Here is an 18075-nt window from a genome sequence, read left to right as displayed (position 1 = left end):
ATGTCCGACGAGGTATGCGTCTCTGCGCGCTTGCCCGCCGCGCCTCAGGCCGGCTGGCGCACCGCGGCGAGCTGCGCGTTGATGGCCTGCCGAAGGACCCGGGGCGAGACGGGCTTGTAGAGCACCGCGACGCCTGCGCGCGCCACTTCGCGCAGCCGGTCGGGCTTGGTTTCTCCGGTCACCAGCAGTCTTGCCGTCGAGGCGTCGATGCCGCGCGGGTGGCGCTCCAGCGCGCTCAGCAGGTCGAGGCCGTTGTCTCCGCCCTGCAGCAGCAGGTCGCTCACGACCACGTCGGGCGGCCGGTCCCAGGTGTCGGCGAGGGCCAGGGCCTCGGCGCGGGTCTGCGCGGCCAGCGCCTCGGCGCCCCAGTTCGACAGGACGACCTGCAGTCCTTCGAGGATGGAGCGCTCGTCATCGATCACCAGAATGCGGATGTTGCGCAGGCTCGGCTCGTCGTCCGCTGCGGGCATGCCGAGCGGCAGCGCGGGCACGGCCGCGGGCGGGGGCGCGGGCTCGGCGGCGCGCACCATCACGCGCACGCAGGTGCCCTTGTGCAGCTGCGAACTGAGCTCGACCCGGGTATTGAGCAGGGCCGCCAGCCGCTGCACGGTGGCCAGGCCCAGGCCCATGCCGCGCGCGTCGCGCCCTTGCCGGCCGGTCGGCTCGATCTGGAAGAACTCCTCGAAGACCCGCGATTGATGCTGTTCGGCGATGCCCACGCCGGTGTCCACCACGTCGATGCGGATGGCCTTGCCGCGGCGCCGCGCGCCGATCAGCACGCCGCCTTCGACGGTATGGCGCAGCGAGTTCGACACCAGGTTGTTGAGGATCCGCGACAGCATGACGTAGTCGCAGCGCACCCACACATCGGTCTTGCGCGCCACCAGCCGCAGGTTCTGCTGCTCGGCGACTGCGCGGAAGTTGCGGCTGATCTCCTCGAACAGGTCGTCCAGCGCGAAGTCGGTCCACTGCGGCTGCAGCACGCCGGCGTCGAGCTGAGACAGGTTGAGCAGCTCCGAGAACAGCCGGTCGAGAGATTCCACGCACTCGCGGATGTGGCCGATGCGTTGCAGGCGCGCCGGGTCGGTCTCGCCGTTGGCCAGTCCGTCGGAGAAGAGCGTGAGCGCATGCAGCGGCTGACGCAGGTCATGGCTCGCGGCGGCCAGCAGCCGGGTCTTGGCCTGGCTCGCCACTTCGAGCTGCCGGTTCTTGCTGGCCAGCTCGGCAGTCGCCTGGATGATGCGGCTCTCCAGCATGCCGCGGCCCTCGGTCAGCGCGCGGGCCGCCTGGTTGAAGCCGTGCTGCAGGTGCCGCACTTCGGCTGTTCCCTCGACCGCCACCTGGGCGTCCTGACCGGCGCCCAGTCGATCGACGGCTTCGCCGAGCGCGCGGATCGGCGCGCTGATGCGCCGCGCCGCCCACCAGCCCGCCAGGCCGACACCGAAGAGGCTGGCCGCGAGCACCAGCACCACGTTGAACCAGACCGAATTCTTGGCCGTGCGCACCGCGTCGAGGCTGATCTCGACCATCACCTTGCCGACGTCCTTGCCGTCGTCGCCGACGATCGGCGCCACGACCTGGAGGCCCTCTCCGCGCTGGCGGTCGGAGGTCTCCGAGTTGGCGACGATCTCGCCTTCCTCGGTCCAGATCTGCACCTGCTGCACGTGCGGCTGGTAGCTGCCGGACTGCGCGGTGCGCTGCAGCGCGCGCCGGTCCATGCGCAGGATCTGGCTCTGCGCGACAGTGGCCACCTGCAGCGCGACGGTCTGCGCGTTGGCGCGCATCAGCTCGGTCACGTTGTCGAGGTGCTGGCGGGTCAGGACCATGATCGCGCTCAGCGTGGCGACGGTGGCCGGCAGGAGCGCCAGGAGGACAAGCTGTTGCGCGAGGGTCAGGCGAAGCAGCCGGCGAAAGGCGCGAATAGACCAATTCATGGGAGGGGCGGGTGGTCACATCCGGTGAAAAATGTCATGCTGCTCCTTGCAGTTGGTTTCTAATTGTGTTCTCGACCACGCACCTTTGACCAGCCTGTGCTGGTGAACGACAGCGAATCAGCGACACGTGTTTTCAAGATGCAGGCTTTTGTGCTTCCTCCGGCCCGATGGCGCTTGAATGTGCGTCGCGTCGCGGTGATGCTCGGGCGTTGCGCGGTGGTCCTGCTGCTGGGCTGGCAGTTCGGGGCCTCCGCGCAGACAACGGATGCGTCGAACGCGGCGGCTTCGACGCCGGTGCGCTTCGGCATCCTGCCGCTGGGCGGCGCCTTCGAATCGCGAAATGACTGGGAGCCCCTGCTGGCCGATCTGAGCCGCGCGATCGGCCGCCCGGTGAGCGTGCTTTCGGTGACGTCGTACGAAGCACTGGAACAGGCGATCCAGCGCAACGAGGTCGACATGGCCTTTCTGTCCGGCAAGATGGCGCTCGACGCCGTGACCCTGCACCACATGAACGTGGTGGCGCAGGTGACGCGCCACGACGGCTTGCCCGGTTACCGCGCCTTGCTGCTGACGCGCAGGACGGGCCCCTTCACCACGTTGAAGAGCCTGCTGGCCGAGCCCGAGCAGTGGCGCCTGGCACGCGGCGAGAGCCGGTCGGTGTCGGGCTTCATCGTGCCGCAGCTTCAGCTCTTCCTGCCGAACCACATCGCCATGGAGACGCGGTTTCGCAGCGAGATCGTCGGCACGCATCAGGTGACGGCGCTGGCCGTGGCCAACGGTGAAGCCGACGTCGCCACCAACAACACGGCGGATTTCGAGCGCTTCAGGCTGCAGTTCCCGGCCGAGGCCGAGCGCCTGCAGGTGATCTGGGAGTCGGAGTTGATCCCGCACGCGCAGATCGTGGTGCGGCGCGAGTACAGCCCGGCGTTCCAGAAGAAGCTGCAGGCCTTCCTGGTCGAATACGCGCGGGGCAAGGGCGCGCGCGGCGATGGCGAGCGCGCCGTGTTGAAGTCTCTGCACGACCTGGCAGGCTTCCTGGCGGCCGACAACACATCGTTGCTGCCTGCCGCCAAGCTGTCCTACCAGCTGGCCCGGCAGAGCGCCATGAACTCGCAGTGGGTCAACGACGCCGCGCGCCAGGCCCGGTTGCAGCGCATCGAGGCCACCTACGCGGAGCAGCTGGCCGTGTTGCGAAACGCCACGCCTTGAGACCCGTGCGAATGCGTGTGGCGTGGCTGCGGTTGTGGGTCATTGCGCTGGTCGCGCTGGCGGCTCATGCGCCGGCGGGTGCGCAGGCCGGCCGCGGGGCCGCGCCCGCGATCCGCTTCGGCGTGCTGCCCGTTGGCGGTGCCGTCGATTCACGCGAACACTGGATGCGTCTGCTCGCCGACCTGGGCCGCGCCGTCGGCCGGCCGGTGAGCGTGCTTTCCGTCACTTCCTACGAAGCGCTCGACAGCGCGATCCGCAGCGACCAAGTGGACATGGCGCTGCTGTCGGCGCAGCTTGCGCTCGATGCCGTCTCGCAGCGGCGCATGCGCGTGCTGGCGCAGGTGATGCGGCAAGACGGCGCGAGCGAGCATCGCGCCATACTGCTGACCCGCAAGGCACCGCCTTTCAACGATCTGCAGGACCTGCTGGCGCGGCCCGAGCGCTGGCGCCTCGCGCGCGGCGACAGCCACTCGGTGTCCGGTTTCATCCTGCCGCAACTGCAGTTGTTCCTGCCGAACCACATCGTGATGGAGACGCGCTTTCTCAGCGAGATGGTCGATACCCACCAGGCTACTGCGCTGGCGGTGGCGAATGGCGATGCCGACGTGGCCACCAACAACACGACCGACTTCGACCGCTTCAGGCAGCAGTTCCCGGCCGAAGCCGATCGGCTGCAGGTGATCTGGCGCTCCGATCCGACGCCCCCCGCGCAATTCGTCGCGCGGCGCGACTATTCGGCGGCGTTTCACCAGAAGCTGCGGGCGTTTCTGGTGGGCTATGGCCGCGGACCGGGGCCGCGCGGCGACGCCGAGCGCGAAGTGCTGAAACTGCTGCATGCCGAGCACGGCTATGCGGCTGCCGACGACAGCTCGCTTCTGCCCGCGGCGAAGCTGCAGTATCAGCTTGCGCGGCAGAGGGCATTGAACGGGCAGTGGGTGAGCGAGGCCGCGCGCGAGGCGAAGCTGCAGCGGCTGGATGCCGCTTATGCGCAGCAGGTGGAAGCGCTGCGCGGGGACGCGCCCTGAGAGTCCTAGTCCCTTCGCCTTAGGCCATGGCCGCGCCCTAGGCCGTTCGCCAGATTTGCCGCCGTGCCCCGGCGTCGGAAACTGGATGTTTCCAATCTGGCGGCACCTCCGCCATCGAAGAGGCGCGGATGAGTCGGCGAACCACAGGGCTTTGGAGCGAAGGCAGGCCGCCGCGCCCTCGCACGGAGTGCTTGTGAGCGACACGCCCGATATCCTCCACTCCGTGCCCGTTCCGGGCTGGGTCGGCAAGCTGCCGGGCATGGCGGAGCTCGCGTACCGCCGCACGCCCGACGCTTTCCGCGTCGCATGGAACCGCTGGCTGCAGGCGGGCCTGGCCCGTCTGGGCGTGCGTCGCGCGGACTGGACCGAGCGGTATCTCAAGGCGCCGCTGTGGTGCTTCGTGCTGGGGGAGGGCGTGATCGGCCGGGGGGCCTGGGTCGGCGTGCTCATGCCTTCGGTCGACGAAGCGGGGCGCGGCTTTCCTTTCACGGTGCTGGCCGAGTTCGTGTCCTCGCGCTCCGAACTGCAGGGCGCGGCGCTGGCGCGCACGCAGCAGTGGTGGGCGCTCGCGGCGCAGGCGGCGCGTGAAGGCCTGAAGAACAAGCTGGACGCCAGCCGCTTCGACGAACTGCTGCAGAACCTCTTCGCGAGCGAGCCGGCCGCGACCGCGCACGATGACGAAGGCGGGCTGCCGCTCGCGCTGCCGCTGATCGGCCAGTCGCTCTGGTTCACCGATCCGGCCGCCGAGGGGGGGCCGGGGATGATGAGCCAGGGCCTGCCGCAAGACGACCAGTTCGAGGCCCTGTTCGGCTTTGGAGCCGGAGCCCAGGCGCAAGAGCCGGAGGCCGGATGATGGACTCCGGCGAGCAGGCTCGCACGCCTTGTGTTCGGGCGTGAACGGACCCGGGACCGCGCAAGGCGCCATGCAGGACACGCTCCCGTCCGAACAAATGCGTGACGACCTCGTCCGCTTGTGGCGACGCAGACAGGTGCTGTCGCCGCAGGAGATGGGTGCGCTGTACCGGATGGCGCGCGATGCCCTCGAGGACTGCAACCCGCCCGAGTTGCGGGTGCTGGGCGAAGGCCGCGGCGCGCTGGTCGCGCAGTTCGTCCATGCGAAGGTGCTGCGCTTCGACGCCGATGTCGGCGAGACCTGCCATGCCGCGGCGGCTTCGGGCGTGCTTGCGCTGTGCGCCTGCTTCCACCGCTACCTGGTCGACTGCACGCGGGCGAGCGCCAGCCGGCGCAGGCCGTCGAGCGGCGGGTCTGCCGTCGAGGACCCTCCCGACGCGAGGCCGGGCGGCGCCGAGACGGGGGATGAAGCCATGGCTCGCCTTGGCCTGGACGCGCCCTCGCTGCAGGCCGCCGCGCGCGCCTTCATCGCCGGCTTGTCCGAGGCCGAGCGCGTCCTGCTGCGCGAGCGCGCCGTCAGCGAAGCCGGCGACAGCCTGCCGAGCGGCGCGCCCCGCCACGTCATTGCGGCCTGCCACTACCGCGCCGGGCGGCTCGGCCTGATGCACCGGCGTGAGGGCCTGCCCGGCGGCTACGGGGGGACCGCGCTGGGCCAGTGGATCACGAAGACCCTCGGTGTCGCGGTCGACCCCCAAAACCTGGGCGCGATCCTGCAACTGTTCGAGATGCCGGGTGCGCGAGCGTCGGACCAGCCGCGCCGGAGCTTCAGCCTCTGGCCGCCGCTCAGTGTTGTGCGCCGCAGCCTGGCGCGCGACAACGCGGCATCGGAAGGCGCTCTCGGGGATGCGGCATCCCTCCCCGGCGAGACGCCCGCGGCCGCGTCCGTCGAATCGCCCGATGAGGCGGACGAGGCGCTGTTGCTGCTGCCGCTGACCGATGTGGCCCGCCGCCGCGAGGCGGTGGCACGGCGCGGATTCTCGGCGCGTTGGGAACCCGGGCGCCTGGTGAGCGTGATGCATGAGGGTCGCACACTTGGCGTGCTGCTCGACAGGCGCCTGCACGATTCGCTGTGGCGCTGCTGGATGGCCGCCAGCGAGACGGACTGGGCGAGCGCCTCCGACGTGCTGCTCGAGCCCGGCGACGAGCCCTTCGAGCCGCTGTTCGGCCTCGTCCAGGCCTGGAACGTGATCACGCTCGACCAGTCGCCCCAGTTGTTTGCTCGTGTGCTCGGCGAAGTCTCGGCTACGCGCCTGGCCGCGATCCGCGCGGTGCATGACGAATGGGCCGTGCAGCGGCCGTTGGCGATCGAACCGGAACTCGGCCGCATCGCGCTGCGCACCGTGGGCGGCGTGTTCTCGGTGCTGACCGGCACGCCGCTGGGCGTGGACGATCCACGCGCCGACTACCAGAGCCTCTATCTCGAAGCCGCCACGCGTCTCTCGGCTCGCCTGCAGGCGCCGCCGTCGTCGACCACGGTCGGTGCGCCGGCCGCGGACGGCTGGTGGCGGCGCGCGCGCCGATGGTTCGCGGCTGACGCATGGGTGCGCCCTGCGCTGGCGCTGCTGGCGCTGGTCCTGGTGGTGCAGAACGCGGCGAGGCTGCGCGCTCCGGCGGACGAGGGGGACGAGGCGCAGTCGCGCCTCGTCCCCACGGCGCCCGCTTCCGAGCCTGCCCGGGCAGCGGCAGCCGATCTGGCCCTGCGCTGGAGAGCCGATGTCGGCCTCGACGAAGCTGCCGCCTTGCTGCGCATGGCCGGCGCCGAGGTGGTGGGCGGGCCGGACGCGGACGGGTCATGGCGCCTTCATCTCGTCGATGTGGAGTCAGGCAAGGCGGTGCTCGCAGCCTCGCCCCTCGTCGAATCGGTGGAGCCGCGCTGATGGGAGGAGGTGCGCCGCCATGAACAGAGCCGAGATCCTGCGCCGCGTCCAGAATGCCGAGCCCGTGATGTCGCAAGACCTGTCGGGCATGAACCTGGAGGGCGCGAACCTGTCCTCGACGCTGTTCGAAGGCTGCACATTCGACAGCACCCGCATGGCCGGGGCCGACCTGACGGCCAGCCAGTTCGTGCACTGCCGCTTCCTGCGCGCCGACATGGGCGAGTGCATGGTCTCGGGCACGGCTTTTTTCGAGACGCGCTTCGAACGCGTCGTGATGGTGGGCGCGAGTCTCGGCAATGCCTCCTTCTTCCAGTGCGAGATCGAGGGGCTGGCGCTGAGCGACAGCACGCTGGATTTCGTGACCTTCTCGCAATGCGGCATCGACAAGCTGCTCTTCAAGGGCGCCGAACTGGAGAGGGTGACGATGGCCGACTGCATGACGGCGATGATCGACTTCTCGGGGGCCAAGCTGGAGCGGACGGTGCTTCGGGCGTGCGACCTGCGCCGCTGCAAGTTCGACGGCGCGGGCTTCTCCGACGTCGTGTTCGACAAGTCCAACCTGGCGGGAAAGAGTCTTGCACGCCAGAGTTTCGTCAACACGCAGTTCATTGGCGCTGATCTGAGCGGATGCGATTTCTCCCATGCCCGCATGGCGCTGGCGAACTTCCAGGGTGCGAAGCTGGTGGGTGCCAGGTTCCATCGGGCCCACGGGCCGAATTCGAGCTTCATGGAGGCCGACGTGTCGGGTGCGTCCTTCGACCATGCCGTGTTGAGGCAGGCACTGTTCGTGGGCGCCCGGGCGCCGCAGGCGAATTTCAGGTCGGCCGACCTGTACCAGGGCAACTTCGCGAGCGCGGCCTTGCCCGGCGCGACGCTGGCCGATTGCGAGCTTACCTATGCCGACTTTTCGCATGCCGACCTCACGAACGCCGACTTTCGCGGTGCCCGGATGTTCCGCGCCAGGCTGCATGCGGTGACGGACTCGGGTGCGCAGTACTCCGACAGGCTTCGGGCGCTGGAGGGCGAGGCCGAAGGGGCGGCGGCCAAGCGGTGGGAGCCCGTCTAGGCGGCAAGGGCACGGCGGTGGCCTGTGCCGCACGGCGCGGCTATGCGTGCGCCAGCGGCTGGTCGGCCGGTAGGAAGTGATCGAACAGGTCCGACACGAAGGCGTCGCGCCCGACCTCGGTATCGGTGCCAGAGGGCGCGGCCGTGAGATAGATGCCGCGCCAGCGCAGCGGCGATGGTCCGGATGCGCGCTCGAACAGGCACTCGACGAGCCCACGCAAGCCCGGTTGGAGCGCGCGCACCTGCTCCACGAATGTGTAGATGGCCTGCCGCTGGGCGGGTGCGCGCGGACGCCGCAGCAGGGTCATGCGCAGCGCATGCATCCGCATGGCGATGGGTTCGAACAGCAAGTCGAAGCGCTGCCCGCTCGCCGCGCCTGCGCCGCCATCCTCGGGCAGGCGGTGGCCCAGCGCCTGCCCGAGCACCTCCGCCGGCAGTGCGGCGCGCACGGCATCGTAGCCGTCCAGTCGTTCCAGGCCAGTCACGATGAGATAGACGGGCAGATGAAGCCGCAGGTGCTCGGCCGCCTCGTCGATCAGCCGCCGCAAGCGCGGCGCAAGGGCTTCGATGGCCGACGCGCGGTCCAGCAGACTGCCCGCGGCGACGCACACCACGATGCCGTTGATCGGCAAGCGCTGGCGGTGCTCGGCGAAGCCCAGGAGCGCCCTGAACCACAGCCCGCGCTCATGGCGGTGCGTGGGCTCGCAGACGGCGGCCGGCCGCGCCTGGACCGCGATCATCGAGCGCATCGGATCGCGATGCGCCACGCTCAGCAGGCCGAGCACGTTGGCCGATGCATCGCCGATGAAGAGGAACAACGGAATGCGGTATTGCGCGCCGGACGCCGCGGGCTTTGCGTTCGTCACCGGTTCGAAGGTGCTTGCGAGCTCGCCGAACTCCGCGATGCGTCGACGCAGCAGGCGCCTGCGGGTGAAGCGGCGTCTGCCCAGCACGAACCACCACAGGATGGAGAACGCGAGCAGGCAGCCCGCCAGCGTGGGCCCGAGATGAGGGGGAAGCGGGGGCAGGCCATTCAATGGAAGGACTCCTTGGGCGGCGATTCAGCGCGCAACGGCTTCGAGAAATACGAAATCGGCGACCAGGCGGTCGCCGAAGGTGTTGTCGGCCACCGACTCGCGCAGCCGCTGAAGGTAGGTCGAGGCGAGTTCGAAGGGTGGCCTGTCGGTGGCTTCGTTGAAGGGTGTGGGTGAGGACAGCACGGTGAGAAGCACGGCGCCGAAGGGCGGCGCCACGAGCCAGCTCGAAGGGATGTTGCGCCCCAGCTCGATGGTCTCGCCCGCGCGCATGAGCGGCTGTGCGCGGCCGGCGTTGAGGTGCATGACCGCGCCGTCGGCGGTGTAGTAATCCACCCAGAGATAGCCGTCGTAGTCGGCATTCGTGGTCTGGATCAGGACCAGGTCGCCTTCGCGGAGTCGGGCGTCCCGCGCGCTGGCGGCGGCAACCTTCAGGCCGTGTCGCTGGTCGCGGTTGCGTGCCTGGTACGGCTTCAGGATGGCGACCACCTCGCAATGCGGCCAGACACGCAACTGAAGGTCGAAGCTCGCGTTGCGCACGCCGGGAAGGGCGCGCAGCTCGCGCTGGACCCGGCCCTGGTCCTCCAGCCGAGGGACGAAGCCGCGCACGCTCGTCGTGCCGTCCGGCGAGACGAAGGCGGAAAGGTCCGCGCAGGCATAGGCCTGAAGCTGTTGCTCGACGCGCTGGGCCAGCGTGGGCGCCGATTCGCGGGGGCCCGCCAGCCAGAACCAGAGCACATACAGGAGCGGGATCAGCAGCGCCAGGGCGCCGCCCGTGCGCAGCAGCGCCCGGCCGCGCCGCTCCGGATCGCGCGGGCCCGGCGGGTCGGGCACGCCATAAGGCTGCGGCGTGATGCGGTCCTGCGCCAGGGTGTCGAGGGCCAGGGGGCGGACGGTCAACTGCTGAGCGTGCAGTTCCTTGAGCTTTCCGAGCTCGCCGCCCTCGCCGCTCTCGAAGTAGTACTGGCCCTTGAAGCCGAAGGCCAGCGCATGCCAGTAGATCTCGCGCACGTCGTCGTCGCCGGCCTGCAGCGCCGACAGGTGATGGAAGAACTCGCTGTGGGCATTGTTCGAGTTGAAGAGCTGCTGCTGCAGCGGTGCCATCCCCGCTGTCCAGCCCGGGTGACGCGCAAGCACTTCGTCGATCCACGCGGCGGCCGCAAAGGAGGCCGATTCGGTCTGCCCGGAGGAAGCGCCGGCGGCCCGGGCCGCGGCGCGGGCCTGGTCGAGCAGCGTTCGCGCGCGCCGGCGCGCGGTCTCGCAATCGCTGGTCGGGCGTGCGTCGGCGATCGATGCATCAAGTTCGAGGCCGAACGAAAACAGTGCGGAAAAGCAGTCGAACAGGCGAGCCATGGAGCGCTCGCGGCTAAGCTCGGGCCGTGACGGACGCCTTGCCTTTGCGCCGGTATCTGTGGCACATGCGCATGTCTCGTCCGTTTCTTGAAGTGCAAACGATTCTTTCAATGGCCGCATGCGCACGCCATAGCGCTTGGGAGTTATGTCGTTTGTGCAGCGAATCGACCTTGATGCGCGCAACGAACGCCGTTATCGTCGGCGCACAGAGTCCATACATACGCTGGGGTAAGCCATGAAAATCCTGATCGCCGACGACCACCGGCTCGTCATCGAGGCGGTCAAGGCCAAGTTGTCGGAGCTGGAGCCCGGTATCGAGTTCGTCCTGGCCATGAGCGTGGACGAGTTGCTCGCCAGCGCATCCGACGAACTCGACCTGGCCGTGATCGACCTGAACATGCCCGGAGCCGAAGGCCAGGCCCACATCGACGAGATTCGGCTGCGCCATCCCGCTGTGCCGGTGATCGTGCTTTCCGGTTACGAGGACCCCGCCATCATGCGCAGTGCCCTCGAGCGCGGTGTGCTGGGCTTCATTCCCAAGGCCTACTCGCCGGAGGTGATGCTCTCCGCGGTACGGCTGGTCCTGGCCGGCGGCGTGTATGTGCCGCCCATGATGCTGTCATCGCTGCCGCCCGGCGTCATCGCGGGCGTTCCCAACAAGAATTCCGATGCACCGCAGCGGGGTTCCGCGGCGGCGGGCCAGACGCTCGAGCACCTGCGCAACGTGCTGACCGACAGGCAGGTGGAGGTGTTGCAGCTGCTGTCGCAAGGCAAGCCCAACAAGCTGATCGGGCGCGCGCTGGGCATCAGCGAAGGCACGGTCAAGATCCATCTGGCCGCGATTTTCCGCGCGCTGAACGTGCGCAATCGCACCGAGGCCGTCGTGGCCGCGCAGTCGCTGACCGAGGTCTCGGCGCAGGGCTAGCCGCCGTTTGGCGTCGATTCAAATCGCGCCCGAGCCGTGGGAGTCGATGGGGCAGAACGTGTTTTTCGGCTCTTCGCCGCGCAGATAGGCAAGTTCCTCGTCGGAGGTGGCCAACCGCACATCGACGAGTCGGGCGCGATCGCCATACAGCTCGCGCAAGCTGCGACTCATCGCTTCGCGCACATCGATTCCCGGCCGGAATGCCTTGAACCAGCGGCGCGGCCGGCCATCGTATCGGTAGTCAACGACCCAGGTCGCGGACGTCCTGAAGAACTCGGCCATGCGAAATTGTAGTTTCGGCATCTCGCATCGACGGCCGCGTTTCGTTTCCGACGCGCAGACTATGCCGTCTCGAGCCCCGATCGAGTCTCTTTGCTGCCCAGCAGTGCCTGCACCACTGCGGCCACGAGAATGTTCAGCGCCAACGCCGCGAGGCCGGTGTACAACGCATAGCCGCTGCCGCCGATGACAAAGGTATGCACGGGCTTGATTCCATCCGAGAACGCAAGCCAGCTGCCGCCGACGAGTCCGACGAGCCAGCCGCAGAGCAAAGCCGGCGCGCGGAACCACTTGAAGAACAGACCGAAGACCACCGACGGGAAGGTCTGCAGGATCCAGAGCCCGCCGAGCAACTGGAGGTCGAGCGCGAACTGGGTCGGCAGGAACAGGATGCACACCAGCGCGCCGACCTTGACCACCAGCGACACGATCTTTGCCACTTGCGCTTCCCCGGCCGGGGTCGTGTCCGGTCGCACGTAGGCCTTCCAGAAGTTGCGGGTGAACAGATTAGCCGCGCCGATCGACATCACGGCGGCCGGAACGAGTGCTCCGATCGCGATGGCGGCGAAGGCGAAGCCAGCAAACCATGGCGGAAAGAGGGCGTTGAACAGCGCGGGGACCACGTCGTTGTTGCTCTTGACGGAGAGCTTGGCCGCATAGGCCATGTAACCCAACAGCGCGATCAAGCCCAACAGCACGGTGTAGGCCGGCAGGAACACCGCGTTCTTGCGAATCGTCCTGGCGCTCCTGGCTGCGAAGATGCCGGTCAGCGTATGGGGATACATGAATGCCGCCAGCGCCGAACCGATGGCAAGACTGGCGTAAGGAAGCATCTGCGAGGGCTTGAGGGTCAAGCCTGTCGCGCCACCCTTGGCCGCGAATGCCTCCCCCGCCGCCTGAAACACGTGGCCATAGCCGCCGAGCTTGCTGGGCACGAGAACCACGGCCACCAGCACGACGATGTAGATCATCAGATCCTTGACGAAGGCGATAAGCGCGGGTGCGCGCAGGCCTGCCTTGTAGGTGTAGAGCGCGAGGATGATGAATGCGGCGGCCAAGGGAAGTTCGCCGGTCAGCCCGAGAGCCTTGATCACGACCTCCATTCCCACCAGCTGCAGCGCGATATAGGGCATTGTGGCGACAACGCCCGTTACCGCGACAGCAAGTTCCAATGCGCGCGAGCCGTAGCGCCCGTAGACGACGTCGGCGGCAGTGACGTGGCCGGCCTTCTGAGCCGCGTGCCAGAGTCTCGGCATGACGACGAAGACGATCGGGTAGACCAGGATCGTGTAGGGCAGTGCGAAGAAGCCATAGGCCCCTACCGCATACACCAGGGCGGGCACCGCGATCACCGTGTACGCGGTGTAGAAATCGCCGCCGACCAGGAACCACGTGATCCACGTACCGAAGTTCCGCCCGCCGAGCCCCCATTCGTCGAGATGTGCATCCTTCTGCTCGCCTCCGGTCTGCCATTTGGAAGCGACGAAGCCGAGAACCGTGACCAGCACGAAGAAGAACACGAAGACCGCCAGCGCGGTCCAATGAATCTGGCCGCTCATCATTCGTCCTTCTCTTCGTAGTGGTGCCGGTAGACGATCCAGATCAGCAGCGCGGTGACGGGCACCCATACGAGCTGGTACCAGTAGAAGAAGGGGAATCCGAACAGCGTGGGTGTCTCGGCGTTGTAGAACCGGACCCACAGCAGTCCGATGAAGGGCAATAGGAGCAACGCTCGCATGGTGTTCGTCCTTGGAGGTGAAATGAAAGGCTCGGGCGGGACCCGGTGAAGCTCTCAGCGCCGGCTGGCGGGCTGCCCTCGCGGCTGCCCATCTGGCGGCACCTCAGGCGGCCTCACGAGGATGAGCCCGGCAGTGCGCCAACGCATCGGACACCCAAGGCCCCCAAACCCCGCGACGCTTCGAGCGCGCTACCGCGCGGCAGGCGTTGTTCGGCGTTGACGGGTATCTCTGGGGGCGGCCGCCTTGACCTGATCCAGGCAACTGCAATTCCCGATCTGGTCCCATTCGCTGAATGCGACGACATCCGGCTTTCGAGTGCCTTCTCCGCCTTGCTCTCGGGCACCTTGCTCTTCATCGCTGGCATTGACTTCGGTGGGACTCGGAGAAGGGAGGTTGGACATGGTCATCAAAGGTTCATCAGGTGAATACCGGACTTCGCACTGAAGGGAAGTCGTGGGCGCCGAATTGAGTCTAGATGGGCGCCTCTCTCGACGGACCATTCATCAAGGCGTGTTTGGGACAAGCGTCATCGGTTTTGAGTCATCACTCAACTGGGGCTGAGCAATTGCCCGTTGAGCGTGATCCGTATCGTTCGGCACAACAGGATCGCAATCACCACGCTGAGAAATGCCAGAAGACCGACGGCCAGCGCAGTCACGGCCGGATAGTGGGCGTATTCCGCATAGCGAAGAGCGGCATTGCTGAGGGCGGCCAGCGGGAAGCTCAACGCCCACCATCCGGCTGCAAAGGGGATGCTTCGCTTGAAGACCTTGAAGACCAGAGAAAAGAAGATGAACAGGCCGAAATAGAAGAGCATGGCCGCGAAGGTATCGACCCGCTGAAAGAAGCTCGTATAGGCAAGGAAGCCCACTTCGAACGGCGCAAGCAGAATCATCTGGGACGGCACCATCGCGTTCGCCAGTTTTTCGTGATGGTGGATGAGTCTGGACATGATCATCGTGAAGAAGACCATCGCGACCATGGTGCCCACCGCCAAGGCGAACAGGTTGACTTCATGCGCCCAAGCCATCGGCATGGTGCCGCCGGCGACCGTGATGTCCAGCGTTCCGACTCCCGGGATCAGCCATGCAGGAACCGCGTGGCCCGCATCGACTTTTCCTCGCAGCAGCCGACTCACGATGGTGAAGGCCAACGCGATCGTGGACACCGCGCCGATGCTCCAGATGACTTCGGATGCGCGGGCGCTGAATGGCGCCACCACCGATGAGATCAGCAGAATGGCGATGGTCACCGTACCGAAGAAGTTTCCGGCGATGGGATGCCGGAATTCGCCGCGTACGGCTTGCGGATACATGATGGCCTTGGCCGCGTAGGCGATGCACAGCAGCACGAAGATCGCCACGGCGATGGCGCCGAGCGCATGGTCCACAAGAGGACTGAGGGAGAACTGATGGCTGGCCTGGCGCCAGGCCAGGCTCAACCCGGATATCCCCATCACCGAGGCAAAGAGATTGACGGGCAGATGTTTGACGGATGCTTGCCGAGGATTTCCCGCTGGGCTCAGCGCTTTTGCTGTACTGATATTGACTCCTTGGATCGACGCGAACGAGTCACCGACGCAGAGCCGCATGACGGCTCTTCAATCGGCACCCGACTTGACTCCTGGAAGAACGACTTCCCAGAATGAAGCGCGCAAGTCTATGGGCGGCACCTCGCGCACGCGCATGCGGTGAGCTTGGGTTCAAGCCATTGGCGTGCGCTTTTCGGCCAGATCTTCGATGACGCGACCTTGTCCAGAAACCGGTCACGCATGGCCCAACCCGGGCCCATCGACACAACCACGCGGGCGCGGCACTACCTAGACTGGCTGCTCGTTGTCAGGAACAAAGAGGTGTGTCGAATGAGCCTGCATGCAGCCCAGCGGATCGATGTGAAGCCGGACGATGCGTTGAAGCGCAACCGTTCGACGTCGTTTCTCCACGGCGGGAACGCGCCTTACATCGAGGACCAGTACGAGCAGTACCTGAGTGACCCCGCTTCGGTTGCTCCGGACTGGCGCCGCTATTTCGATGCCTTGCGTGCGACACCCGCTGTCGACGGAACCGACATCAGTGACGTCGCCCATGGCCCGGTCGTCACCCGCTTCGCGGCGATGGCGAAGCAGGGCCAGCGGCCTGCGTCGAAGGCCGGCGCCCTGGCATTGGCAAGGAAGCAGATCGCCGTGCAATCGCTCGTCGCGGCGTACCGCATGGTCGGTTCCCGGCGGGCTCGGCTCGACCCGCTCCAGTGGACTCCCTCGACATCCATGCCCGAGCTATCGCCCGCCTACTACGGGCTGACCGAGGCGGACATGCAGGCGACGTTCAGCATGGAGGGCTCGTTCTTCTGGGAGCACGACAACAAGCTGGCGGAGCTCCACGCCGCGCTCGAGGCCACGTACTGCGGCACTTTGGCTTGCGAGTTCATGCATCTGGGGAGCGAGGCGCAGCGCAACTGGTGGCAACTTCGCCTGGAGTCGACGCGCGCAAAGCCGTCGTTTCCCACGGAGAGAAAGCGTCGCATCCTGGAGCGGCTGACGGTCGCGGAGGGCCTGGAGAAATACTTGCACACCCGCTATGTCGGGCAGACGCGCTTCTCGCTCGAAGGTGGCGAGTCTCTGATCCCCTTGCTGGATGAGCTCGTGCAAGGGGGTGCCGCGAAAGGCATCAGCAACGTCGTCATGGGAATGGCCCATCGCGGGAGGTTGAACGTGCTGCTGAATGTCACCGAAAAGCCCGCGCATGCGCTGTTCCGGGAATTCGAAGGCCAGGCCGATCGGGACTTGCTGGCGGGAGACGTGAAGTACCACAAGGGATTCACTGGCTCGGTCAAGGCCGGCGCGGGATCCGTGGAGGTGCTGTTGGCCTTCAATCCCTCTCATCTTGAAGTCGTGAATCCGGTGGTTCAGGGCATCGCACGGGCGAAATCCGAGCAACTGCGCATACCGGCAAGTGCGATCCTTCCGGTCGAGATCCATGGCGATGCGGCCGTCATTGGCCAGGGAATTGTCAGCGAGACGCTCAACCTGAGCTACGTCCGCGGCCATGCGACAGGTGGAACCGTGCACGTCGTGCTCAACAACCAGGTTGGCTTCACGACATCCGATCCCAGGGACGCCCGCTCCTCCTTCTACTGCACGGACATCGCCAAGATGATCGAGGCGCCGGTGCTGCATGTGAATGGCGACGATCCCGAGGCTGTCGTGTTCGCCGCTCAGCTTGCACTGGAGTACCGGGCAACGTTTGGCCGGAGCGTCTTCATCGAGCTGGTCTGTTTCAGGCGGCATGGCCACCAGGAGCAGGACACGCCCACGATGACTCAGCCGCTGATGTACCGGGCCATCGCCTCGCATCCTGGCGTTCGCGCGCTGTACGCTGAACGGCTCGAGAGCGAGAAGGTCGTGCGTGCCGGCGAGGCGCAGGAGCTCGTTCGGGTCCATCGCGCCGCATTGGAAGCCGCTCGGAGTTCCACGGCCAAGCCGATCGCAAGGATTCCGAGTCCGCCTGCAAGCGCGTCCAGCCCGCGGCCCCTCCCGCCAACGCCCGGGCGCATGCTGGATCTGGCGAAAAGCCTGGTCGACATTCCTGCTTCTCTGAAACTGCACGCCCTGGTCGCCAGGGTCATCGAAGGGCGGCGCGAGATGGCGGCGGGGACCCGTCCCCTCGACTGGGGTATGGGCGAACATCTGGCGTTCGCCTCACTTCTGGCCGACGGCATCGACGTTCGCCTGACGGGGCAGGACTCGGGGCGAGGGACCTTCGGTCACCGCCATGCGGTGCTGCACGACCAGAGCCGGGCGCAGCGCTCGGAGGGAACCTATGTTCCTCTCGAGCATGTGGGTGTCTCGCAGGGCCGCTTTCGGGCGACCAATTCGGTGTTGTCCGAGGCCGCCGTCCTGGCTTTCGAGTACGGCTACTCCATCACGCGTCCCGAGGCGCTGGTGCTGTGGGAGGCGCAGTTCGGCGACTTTGCGAATGGCGCCCAGGTTGTGATCGATCAGTTTCTCTCGGCCAGCGAGGCCAAGTGGGGTCAGCGAAGCGGATTGGTTCTGCTGCTTCCCCATGGCCAGGAAGGCACGGGTCCTGAACACGCGTCGGCGCGCCTCGAACGATATCTGCAACTTTGCGCCCAGGACAATCTGCGCGTGTGCCAGCCCACGGAGCCGGCGCAGATGTTCCATTTGCTGAGGGAACAGGCGCTGCTGCCCGAGAAGAAGCCGTTGGTTGTCATGACGCCCAAGTCGCTTCTGCGTCATCCCGAGGCGACCAGCAATCTGGAAGATCTCTCCCGAGGCGCGTTCAAGCCGGTCATCGGCGATTCATCGGGCTGCGACCCGGCGGCGATCCTCCGGGTGGTGGTCTGCACGGGCAAGGTCTACTACGAGCTCGCGGAACGCCGCAAGCTGCTGGGCCGCAGCGGCGTCGCCATTGTTCGTCTTGAACAGCTGTACCCCTTTCCCGCAAGTGAATTGCAGGCCGAATTGGAACGCTACCCCAACGCGGGGACGGTCGTGTGGTGTCAGGAAGAGGCGCAGAACCAGGGTTCCTGGAGTTTCGTCGCTCCACGGATCGCGAACCTGATGGGCGTCAGGCTGTTGCGGTACGCGGGAGCTCCCGAGGCTGCCTCCACGGCGCCGGGAGATGCGGCGGGCCATGCCGCGCAGCAGGAGAGCTTGCTGACATTCGCACTGCTGGAGTAGGCGCAGTCATGCAAAGCGAGTCCG

Annotated in this window: 14 protein-coding genes; 7 read left to right on the top strand and 7 right to left on the bottom strand. The window is 66.9% G+C overall.

Going from position 1 to position 18075, the window contains the following annotated elements:
* Nucleotides 1-44: 44 nt before the first annotated feature.
* The gene (locus tag AC1DNF_RS28780) at nt 45-1934 is read right to left on the bottom strand and encodes an ATP-binding response regulator (RefSeq protein ID WP_478152065.1); all 1890 of its coding nucleotides are present in this window, start codon (nt 1932-1934) and stop codon (nt 45-47) included.
* 198 nt (nt 1935-2132) lie between these two features.
* Between AC1DNF_RS28780 and phnD the strand changes: the two genes are divergently transcribed.
* From phnD to AC1DNF_RS28755, 5 genes are all read left to right on the top strand, one after another.
* Nucleotides 2133-3143 (top strand): phosphate/phosphite/phosphonate ABC transporter substrate-binding protein, encoded by a 1011-nt coding sequence (gene phnD, locus AC1DNF_RS28775; protein ID WP_478152079.1) that lies wholly within the window; start codon nt 2133-2135, stop codon nt 3141-3143.
* A gap of 11 nt (nt 3144-3154) precedes the next feature.
* On the top strand, nt 3155-4168 hold the full coding sequence (locus tag AC1DNF_RS28770; protein ID WP_478152078.1) for a phosphate/phosphite/phosphonate ABC transporter substrate-binding protein: 1014 nt from the start codon (nt 3155-3157) through the stop codon (nt 4166-4168).
* A gap of 193 nt (nt 4169-4361) precedes the next feature.
* Nucleotides 4362-5021, top strand: a complete 660-nt coding sequence (gene tagF, locus AC1DNF_RS28765; protein ID WP_478152064.1) for a type VI secretion system-associated protein TagF — start codon at nt 4362-4364, stop codon at nt 5019-5021.
* Nucleotides 5022-5091: 70 nt separating this feature from the next.
* Nucleotides 5092-6957 carry a hypothetical protein gene (locus AC1DNF_RS28760; RefSeq protein ID WP_478152063.1) on the top strand — a complete coding sequence of 622 codons (1866 nt, stop codon included), beginning with the start codon at nt 5092-5094 and terminating at the stop codon, nt 6955-6957.
* A 19-nt stretch (nt 6958-6976) separates the two neighbouring features.
* Entirely contained in the window at nt 6977-8023 is a 1047-nt protein-coding gene (locus AC1DNF_RS28755; RefSeq protein WP_478152062.1) for a pentapeptide repeat-containing protein, read from the top strand.
* Between the two features lie 40 nt (nt 8024-8063).
* Here the strand turns inward: AC1DNF_RS28755 and AC1DNF_RS28750 are convergent, their stop codons facing one another.
* Nucleotides 8064-9059, bottom strand: coding sequence for a type VI secretion system protein (locus tag AC1DNF_RS28750; protein WP_478152061.1), 996 nt, complete (start codon nt 9057-9059; stop codon nt 8064-8066).
* A 24-nt stretch (nt 9060-9083) separates the two neighbouring features.
* Nucleotides 9084-10409, bottom strand: a complete 1326-nt coding sequence (locus tag AC1DNF_RS28745; RefSeq protein ID WP_478152060.1) for a DotU family type IV/VI secretion system protein — start codon at nt 10407-10409, stop codon at nt 9084-9086.
* 235 nt (nt 10410-10644) lie between these two features.
* Here AC1DNF_RS28745 and AC1DNF_RS28740 point away from each other — a divergent pair, with 235 nt between their 5' ends.
* A complete protein-coding gene (locus AC1DNF_RS28740; RefSeq protein WP_478152059.1) occupies nt 10645-11334 on the top strand; it encodes a LuxR C-terminal-related transcriptional regulator in 690 nt (229 codons plus the stop codon).
* 18 nt (nt 11335-11352) lie between these two features.
* Here the strand turns inward: AC1DNF_RS28740 and AC1DNF_RS28735 are convergent, their stop codons facing one another.
* The 4 genes from AC1DNF_RS28735 to AC1DNF_RS28720 form a co-directional block, all read right to left on the bottom strand.
* Entirely contained in the window at nt 11353-11616 is a 264-nt protein-coding gene (locus AC1DNF_RS28735) for a hypothetical protein (RefSeq protein ID WP_478152058.1), read from the bottom strand.
* Between the two features lie 59 nt (nt 11617-11675).
* On the bottom strand, nt 11676-13172 hold the full coding sequence (gene mctP / locus AC1DNF_RS28730) for a monocarboxylate uptake permease MctP (RefSeq protein WP_478152057.1): 1497 nt from the start codon (nt 13170-13172) through the stop codon (nt 11676-11678).
* The gene (locus AC1DNF_RS28725) at nt 13172-13351 is read right to left on the bottom strand and encodes a DUF3311 domain-containing protein (RefSeq protein ID WP_478152056.1); all 180 of its coding nucleotides are present in this window, start codon (nt 13349-13351) and stop codon (nt 13172-13174) included. Before AC1DNF_RS28725 ends, mctP begins: the two co-directional genes overlap by 1 nt.
* 548 nt (nt 13352-13899) lie before the next feature.
* Nucleotides 13900-14943 (bottom strand): SLAC1 anion channel family protein, encoded by a 1044-nt coding sequence (locus tag AC1DNF_RS28720; RefSeq protein ID WP_478152055.1) that lies wholly within the window; start codon nt 14941-14943, stop codon nt 13900-13902.
* Nucleotides 14944-15213: 270 nt separating this feature from the next.
* On the opposite strand from AC1DNF_RS28720, the gene AC1DNF_RS28715 reads away from it, so the two are divergent.
* The gene (locus AC1DNF_RS28715) at nt 15214-18051 is read left to right on the top strand and encodes a 2-oxoglutarate dehydrogenase E1 component (protein WP_478152077.1); all 2838 of its coding nucleotides are present in this window, start codon (nt 15214-15216) and stop codon (nt 18049-18051) included.
* Nucleotides 18052-18075 lie beyond the last annotated feature (24 nt).

It is taken from the genome of Variovorax sp. 01T432, assembly GCF_056398605.1.
The sequence above is the reverse complement of the archived record's forward strand: the minus strand, read 5'-3'. Positions and strand labels throughout refer to the sequence as shown.